The 6,995-nt window shown below is 28.4% G+C and carries 11 protein-coding genes; all 11 read right to left on the bottom strand.

Annotated elements, in window-relative coordinates:
- Positions 1 to 170: 170 nt before the first annotated feature.
- A complete protein-coding gene (locus KGF50_RS19505) occupies positions 171 to 338 on the bottom strand; it encodes a hypothetical protein (RefSeq protein WP_227849599.1) in 168 nt (55 codons plus the stop codon).
- Positions 339 to 394: 56 nt separating this feature from the next.
- Entirely contained in the window at positions 395 to 1,213 is an 819-nt protein-coding gene (locus tag KGF50_RS19500) for a BRO family protein (protein WP_227849598.1), read from the bottom strand.
- A gap of 120 nt (positions 1,214 to 1,333) precedes the next feature.
- Positions 1,334 to 1,516 carry a CopG family transcriptional regulator gene (locus tag KGF50_RS19495; protein ID WP_227849597.1) on the bottom strand — a complete coding sequence of 61 codons (183 nt, stop codon included), beginning with the start codon at positions 1,514 to 1,516 and terminating at the stop codon, positions 1,334 to 1,336.
- A gap of 184 nt (positions 1,517 to 1,700) precedes the next feature.
- Positions 1,701 to 2,225 carry a hypothetical protein gene (locus KGF50_RS19490; protein WP_227849596.1) on the bottom strand — a complete coding sequence of 175 codons (525 nt, stop codon included), beginning with the start codon at positions 2,223 to 2,225 and terminating at the stop codon, positions 1,701 to 1,703.
- Positions 2,226 to 2,356: 131 nt separating this feature from the next.
- On the bottom strand, positions 2,357 to 3,205 hold the full coding sequence (locus KGF50_RS19485; RefSeq protein ID WP_021419168.1) for an SHOCT domain-containing protein: 849 nt from the start codon (positions 3,203 to 3,205) through the stop codon (positions 2,357 to 2,359).
- 270 nt (positions 3,206 to 3,475) lie between these two features.
- Entirely contained in the window at positions 3,476 to 3,637 is a 162-nt protein-coding gene (locus tag KGF50_RS19480; RefSeq protein ID WP_227849594.1) for a type I toxin-antitoxin system toxin, read from the bottom strand.
- A 342-nt stretch (positions 3,638 to 3,979) separates the two neighbouring features.
- Positions 3,980 to 4,420: a phage tail assembly chaperone gene (locus tag KGF50_RS19475; RefSeq protein ID WP_227849593.1), complete on the bottom strand. Its 441-nt coding sequence runs from the start codon at positions 4,418 to 4,420 to the stop codon at positions 3,980 to 3,982.
- A 72-nt stretch (positions 4,421 to 4,492) separates the two neighbouring features.
- Positions 4,493 to 4,963: a phage tail tube protein gene (locus KGF50_RS19470; protein WP_227849592.1), complete on the bottom strand. Its 471-nt coding sequence runs from the start codon at positions 4,961 to 4,963 to the stop codon at positions 4,493 to 4,495.
- Between the two features lie 16 nt (positions 4,964 to 4,979).
- Positions 4,980 to 6,290 carry a phage tail sheath family protein gene (locus tag KGF50_RS19465; protein WP_227849591.1) on the bottom strand — a complete coding sequence of 437 codons (1,311 nt, stop codon included), beginning with the start codon at positions 6,288 to 6,290 and terminating at the stop codon, positions 4,980 to 4,982.
- 1 nt (position 6,291) lies between these two features.
- Positions 6,292 to 6,477 carry a hypothetical protein gene (locus KGF50_RS19460; protein WP_413926845.1) on the bottom strand — a complete coding sequence of 62 codons (186 nt, stop codon included), beginning with the start codon at positions 6,475 to 6,477 and terminating at the stop codon, positions 6,292 to 6,294.
- Complete coding sequence (locus KGF50_RS19455) at positions 6,461 to 6,898, bottom strand: DUF6838 family protein (RefSeq protein WP_227849589.1); 438 nt, start codon at positions 6,896 to 6,898, stop codon at positions 6,461 to 6,463. The genes KGF50_RS19460 and KGF50_RS19455 overlap by 17 nt, the downstream gene beginning before the upstream one ends.
- Positions 6,899 to 6,995 lie beyond the last annotated feature (97 nt).

The following is a 6,995-nucleotide window of genomic DNA, read 5'->3' as shown; positions in this document are numbered from 1 at the left end:
TTCGTGCCACATTCACTACAAAATATATATTCTAATGTATCGTTCATAGTACAATATCCCCCAGTATAATTTTATAAGATTATTATACTATATCAGTAAAATTTTTACATTATAATCACCTCCTTTCATTAAAAAAACACCTACATTAGTAAGTGTTTTTAATATATATCTTAATTATTTTTATTCTGTTGTTTTTTATAAATATTTCTTACTACATCTAAATACTCTTGAAACTTCTCAGGATTTATTTTTTCAAATTCTCCAAATATTATTGCAAGTTCTTTAATTAATTCTCTTTTATTCATATCATATATATTATCAATTGTGCTATTGCTCATTGTACTAATCCCCCTTAGAATATTAAGTTTCATATAATTATTTAATACAATCTCATTTACTCAATCTTATACACGACATGAAAATTCTTTTTCTCACCTGCAATTTTAGTAGGTCTATTATTTTCCTCTATCCAATTTTTCACTTTATCTATTACACTCTTTGTATATTTATTTACAGTGCCAGTCCAAGAACCATTGGTCTCCCAAACTCCCTTAACTTCACTATCTTCTATCTTTATTTTTTTAATAATCTCACAAACAGCCAACTGAGCTGGTTTATTACTTTTAGAATATATTTTCAGTTTAGATGCTATTTGCTTTGTATCAAAGAAAGATTCATCTTCTTCAATTTCTATTGGTAAATCAATTCCTGCTTTCTTGTACAATGTCTTTGCTGTAAGTAACTTAGATTTATTGTCAAAGCCTGCATCATCCAATAGTTCTTTTAACATAGATGTACTATTATAAGCTAGTTGTAGTTTTTCAATTTCGCTTGCTTTTTCTCTCAACTTTTCTGGATTAGCATTATTAGTTATGTAAGCACCATGTTGTCGAATTTGAGGTAATACTTCATCACTCACCCAATCTTGAAACTTCTCTGCTTCTTCTTTCTGAGATTTAAATATTAACTTGTATACCCCACTCTCAGTTAAGAACTTTTCACCTGCGTTATTTAATTTTCGGATGTCCTTATCTAGGACAGCTGAATTTTTTAACAAGATAGCTTGAGTATCATTCATTTTAGACAAATGATTTCTTATTGCACTATCACTTAGCTCTAAACATCTTCCACAATCATATGGATTAAATAAAACTTGCCCATTATATTCAAATATTTCAATCTCTTTTCCTTCAAAATTCATTATTTCATTCATAGTAAAATCCTCCTTAAATTTGATTGTAAGAAGTACCTTACTATGATAGAATATATTTCATAGAAGGTAACTTCTTTGGGAAACAGTCGCAAGTGCTTTGGTCGGTGCAGCGGCTGTTTTTTATTTGTTTTTGTCAAGCTTCTCTTTCACCAATTCAATTCCTCTAATTACAACATCTGTTTTAGATATTTTAAGATTTTCAGCACACTCATTCAATACATCAGCTTGTTCTTGGTTAAGTCTAACTTCAAATCTTAATTTTTTGGAATTTTCTTTTGGTGGTCTGCCTAATTTATTGGACATCTTATCACCTCTCTTTTTATTGTCCGTACTTAAATTATAATATAGTACGGACAATAAATCAAGGTTTTTTAACATTTTTTTCTAATTATTTTACTCAACCGACCAACTTGAGTAAATTTGAGCAAAACAAAAGCACCTACTCATTTAAGTAAGTGCCTTATGTATAGCTACTCTAATCCTAGAACTAACTTTTAGCTTCAAATTCTATATCATCAATTAAATTTACATCATTTTTTATATTATTCCAATCATCTAAAAATACATTATAAGTGAGTGTTACATCAACAATAAAGCTTATTCTTACTGAATGGATATCATTCATATCTTTTATATTGTTTACAAATTCTTTAGTAAAGTTTCTACACTCATTTTCATCATTAAACCTAGAATTTTCCACTTGAATACTAACTATATATCCCTCACCTTTTGTTGGGTTTAATATGTTAACATAATATGTTGTTTTATCTTTTAAGTCTTCTGGTATAATAGAGTCTACTTTTGCTTGCATCTCTTGTTTATAAATATCTTCTTTTTCTCTTTCACTAATTATATTTTCTTTTGTAATATTTCCTTCATCCACTTCATTTCTATTTTTTGAATCTCGTATAGCTTGATGAATCATCATTGATACTGTAAATACAACAACGTATATTAAAAATATTACTAAAATTTTCTTCAACAAACTTAATTTTTTAAATTTTCTCCACATAATATACTCTCCCCTATTAAATTCTTTACTCAAATATAATTCTATCTAAAAATAAGAACTTAGTCTATTAATTTAAAATATTTTGAGCAAAACAAAAGCACCTACATATTTGTAAGTGCTTACTATATTATCTATTCTAATAATTCTTTTTTCTTTTTATTATATTCTTCCTGTGTAATTGCTCCTGAATCTAGCAACTCTTTTAGTTTCTTTATTCTATCTAGTGGGTCAACCACTCTGTTTTGAATGTAGTTATTATAACTGTTTTTTTCTTGTTCTATTTTCTCTTGTTCTCGCTTCTCTTCTTCTTCGGTTTTAAGTTCAAACTCATTGAATTCTAAATTTTCAACATTATCTACATTATTTTGTATGTTTCTAAAATAATCAATATAAACAGAATTATATATACCACCGTCATCTTTTGAATGAAACTTAAAGTACGCCTTGCTTATTTTAATTTTTTTAAGATCATTAGCTATTTCTTTTACAAATTTTTTACATTCTTCAGAATTACTAAATTTTTCATTTTGTACAGTTAAATCAAAATACATACTATATCTTTTAAATTTTCCTACTTTTAATTCATACTTCTTTCCCTTATATTCTTGAGGTACTAAAGCCTCTAGCTTAACTTTTAAATCATTTTCTGATATTTCCATTCCATGTTTTTCAATATATCTTTCTTTGTCTACTTCTTCTTGTATTCTTCTTCTTTCCATTTCTTTTTCTCTTTCTACAGTTTCTCTTTGTGCCTTAACAGTCTCAACTTTATTATCTGCTATCAAGGATTTATCTTCCCAAGTTGCACAAAGATAAATTGAATAAGTGAAAAAAAGAACTGACACAAGACCCATAACTATTTTCTTTTCTATAAAAGAATATATAATCAACAAAAAAGCTATCATAACTAAAATATATTGCATAGAAGAAACAGCTATTATAAGTAATACTATTGTTATTATTGGTACTAATATCCACATTGTAAAATTCCCCCACAAATTACTCATCTCACTCAATATTATAGCATAATTTGGTAAAACAAAAGCACCTACCATTTAAGTAAGTATTTTCTTATTTACAATTAAATTTATTCATCCCGTTAGATTTATCATCGTTGTGTATAAAAAATTTCATCTTTTTATTGACTATAAAAAATATTATATGCAATATTTTTTCTAATTTGTGGTATAATAAAAGCAAGAAGAACTACAATCTATTTGCGGTAGAGTGGAGTTCATAATAAACAGAGTTTATTTTTTAAATTTATGGAACTTTATTTTAAAATCAAGTTCCCAACCACTCTTAGTTCCAGCTCTGAGTGGTTTTTTATTTTTCTTAAATAGATTACTAACTAAACCGACTATTAAACTAGCAGATAGCTTTTCTAGTACTCCTTTAAAAAAATTATCCATACATACTCACCTCCCTTATCAATGTTGGGAGGATAATTTTTTTGTATGAACTCCACTCTATAGATTGTAAATTATATCTTCTTGCTACAATTATTATAACACATAATTCTTACATATTTTACCTATTCTGCATTTATTTTATATTTTTCTATCTTCTCCTACCTCGCTTTCTTTCTCTTTCAGCTTCTTTCATTGCTTCCTCTTCATCCTCTATCTTTACAAGTATTGAGGCGGCTGCTAATGCTCTCTCATTAATTTCTAATCCCATATAATCTGCTGGCTTCCACTTTAATTTTTGGATACAATAATGAGTAATACTAGCATCAAAGTCGCCACCTCGAATTAGTTTTTTGCTTCTTCTACTTTATCCTCAAAAGATGTATCAAATCCATTGACTTCGTTCACTTTTACTGTATAATTTACATATTCTCCTGCTGTTAGCATTGTTTTTAATAACTGTATTTCTCCCATAACTCCATAACTATTTTGCAGTTCAGCATCCTTTAAATCCGGAAATACTGTAGATGCTACACATAATTCAGACACATAACTGTTATAGTCAATTTCACTAGTGTATTGACCAGTATGCTTACCATTATTACCAATAACTTTTACTCTTTTAGTACACTTTCTTCTTAATGCTTCATCTTCCTCAGATGATAAAACTTTAAGTTCCCATTCTACTGGTTTTCCATTTTCATCTATGAATCTATCACTTGCTACATACATTACATTATCAATCTTTATTGCATTTTGAGCTAAAAAAGCACTTAAATTACTCATATTATCCTAATCTCCTTTTATTTTAAATTTTTCTCATAAAAAATACACATCTATAATTTATAAATGTGTATTTTACTCCATTCCTGCCAATGGATTAAACTTTTCAACTAGTTCCCAATCCTCAAAAGTAAAGTCCATGTCTTCATCTAAATATTCACCATCAGCATCAAATTTAGTAATTATTCCACTGTCCATATTACAATCTTTAAGTACTACTGTCTGTCTTCCTACAGCAGATGTAGGGTCTTCATTGGTAACTTGCATATCAAAGTAAATATCCTCACCAGTTTCTTTATATCTATAAAGTAACTCTCTAAAAATAGAAGTATTATAATGAAATGTTGCACTTCCAGTATTTGTACTACCAGTTGTTTTATTTCCCTTTGTTGTTCTTCCTAAGATTGGAACCTCACTTTTATTTTTCTCCATTTTAGCTTCTAAATCTATAGCTTGCATAAAATTATATCTTTTGCCTTCTATAGTTACAAAACACTCAGCTTTTTTTGCACTGACTGTGTCTTTAGCGTTTATTGTTTGAGCCATATTTTCACTCTCCTCTCTAACTAACTGAAACAGTCATATACAGTTTGCTCATAGCATTTATAACCTTAACAGCATCACTTACTACAACTGTTTTCTTATCATTACCAAGCTCTACACTAACATCATCAGTTTTGAAATCCTCTATTGCCCTTATATTTTCTAATTCTTTATGATGCTTTACTACATCATTCCAAAATGAAATACGACCAGCTTTATCATTTGGCACTTTACCAAGATATTTATCATTAAATAAAGTCGCTATGTCATTAGCAATTTGGTCTAATACTCTAATACTTTGATTACTTGAAAAATCATCATTTTTATCATCTGTAAATGATACAAAAGTATTTATATCCTCTAACACATGTACTTCATCTCCAACCTTGTGGAATATAAACTTACCTGTTTTTAGAGCTTCTTCAAGCTGTATTTGTGTGTAATTAACATCTACATCAAACTCACCATCATATCGCTTGTTAGTATTAGATTTGTTTATGTCGCATCCTGCTATAGCTCCAGTAGCCCAATAAATCAAGCTAGACTCAACTAAATCTTTATCTTTAATCTTATTTTCTACAGATACTATACCTTCATAATCTGCATCACTTTTCTTATATAATACAGTCTGAAACTTAGCTCCTACCTTATCTCTCATTCTTTTTGTAAACTCTATAAATAGGCTTTTAATCTCTGTTGTTGTAGCCAAACATCCTAAAGCATTAAATGAGTAACTTTCTATTTTATCTAAAAAAGCTTGATATTCTGCTCCTGTCACAGCTTCGCCATTAATTCCATTAGTAAAAGTTAAACCTGCTGTAGCTTCTAATGTTGCATCCTTCTTCCAAATAACATAGTCATTATCTTCTAAGTCTGTAATAACTTTTGCTATTTGAGTATCTACCTTCTTATTATCTAGTAAAGTTACAACATCAAATTTAGTATTATCATCAACATTGGTTGTTACTATTACCTTTAAGTCGTTACCTTTTATTCCACTATACTTTGCTGTGGCTATAGCACAACTAGATTTAACACCTTTATTTAATTTATAAAAATATCCCAGCCTTATATTTTTGAATAAATCTCTAAGACCTTTTAACTTCTCATGAGTGTAATCATATCCAAAATATTTAGTTGAATATTTCTCAAAATCATCACTTGTGACTTGGAAAACTTCTTCATCTATGCCCCAGTCTAACTCCAAAGGCATTGCCACAATACCTCTATCAGATAATGAGCTAGTTGCCCTCTTAGCTGAAATAAAGTTTATATAAGCACCTGGAAGTATTTTATTCTGTGTTACAAATGTTCCTCCACCTAAAGCCATATTAACTCACTCCTTTCATGAATTTATTTATTATTTCCTCTACTTCTGAGAAAGAATACAATTCATTTTCTTTTAAAATTGCATTTAACAAGTCTTTTCTATTTACATACTTCTTAGAATTAACTATCTGCTCCTTAGTAAACTTATAATTATCTTCTTTACTTAATGTTTTACTCAAACTTATCACCTCTCTTTAACCCACCAAATAATTCAACACCATTCATTTTTTCTATATCATTACTCTTTATAGTAAAATAGTTGTAGTCAACAAAGAAATGAAGTACATTATCTATAATTTCAAAATTCATATTTGTACCTCTAACTAAGTCTCCATCAATTTCTATATACTCTAATTCCTCCAGTAACATCTCAGCTATCTCATTTATTTCAAATGATTTATTATCACTTTTAGGAAAATAATGTACATCAAATGAATTTTTCTTCAACTCTCTACCACTTGGATAAGGTACTTTGCTTGGATTTATAGGAACAATAAAAAAACAAGGTTCATTTATACCCTGTTCTACATCTTCGCTATAAATTGTATATTCATTTCCAAATGATTTATCTAATTTAATAGATATTCCATCTACAATATTATTAAGCATCAAACACTCCTTTCAACAAAATTAATAGCTTTTTCTCTATAATCTTATCAACTTGGCTTTGTAATTCCATCTCTGAAATAGTTAAGAAATGTTGTCC

This window comes from Clostridioides sp. ZZV15-6598, from assembly GCF_020657705.1.
Taxonomy (GTDB): domain Bacteria; phylum Bacillota; class Clostridia; order Peptostreptococcales; family Peptostreptococcaceae; genus Clostridioides; species Clostridioides difficile_F.
This window is presented reverse-complemented; position numbering and strand designations above follow the sequence as displayed.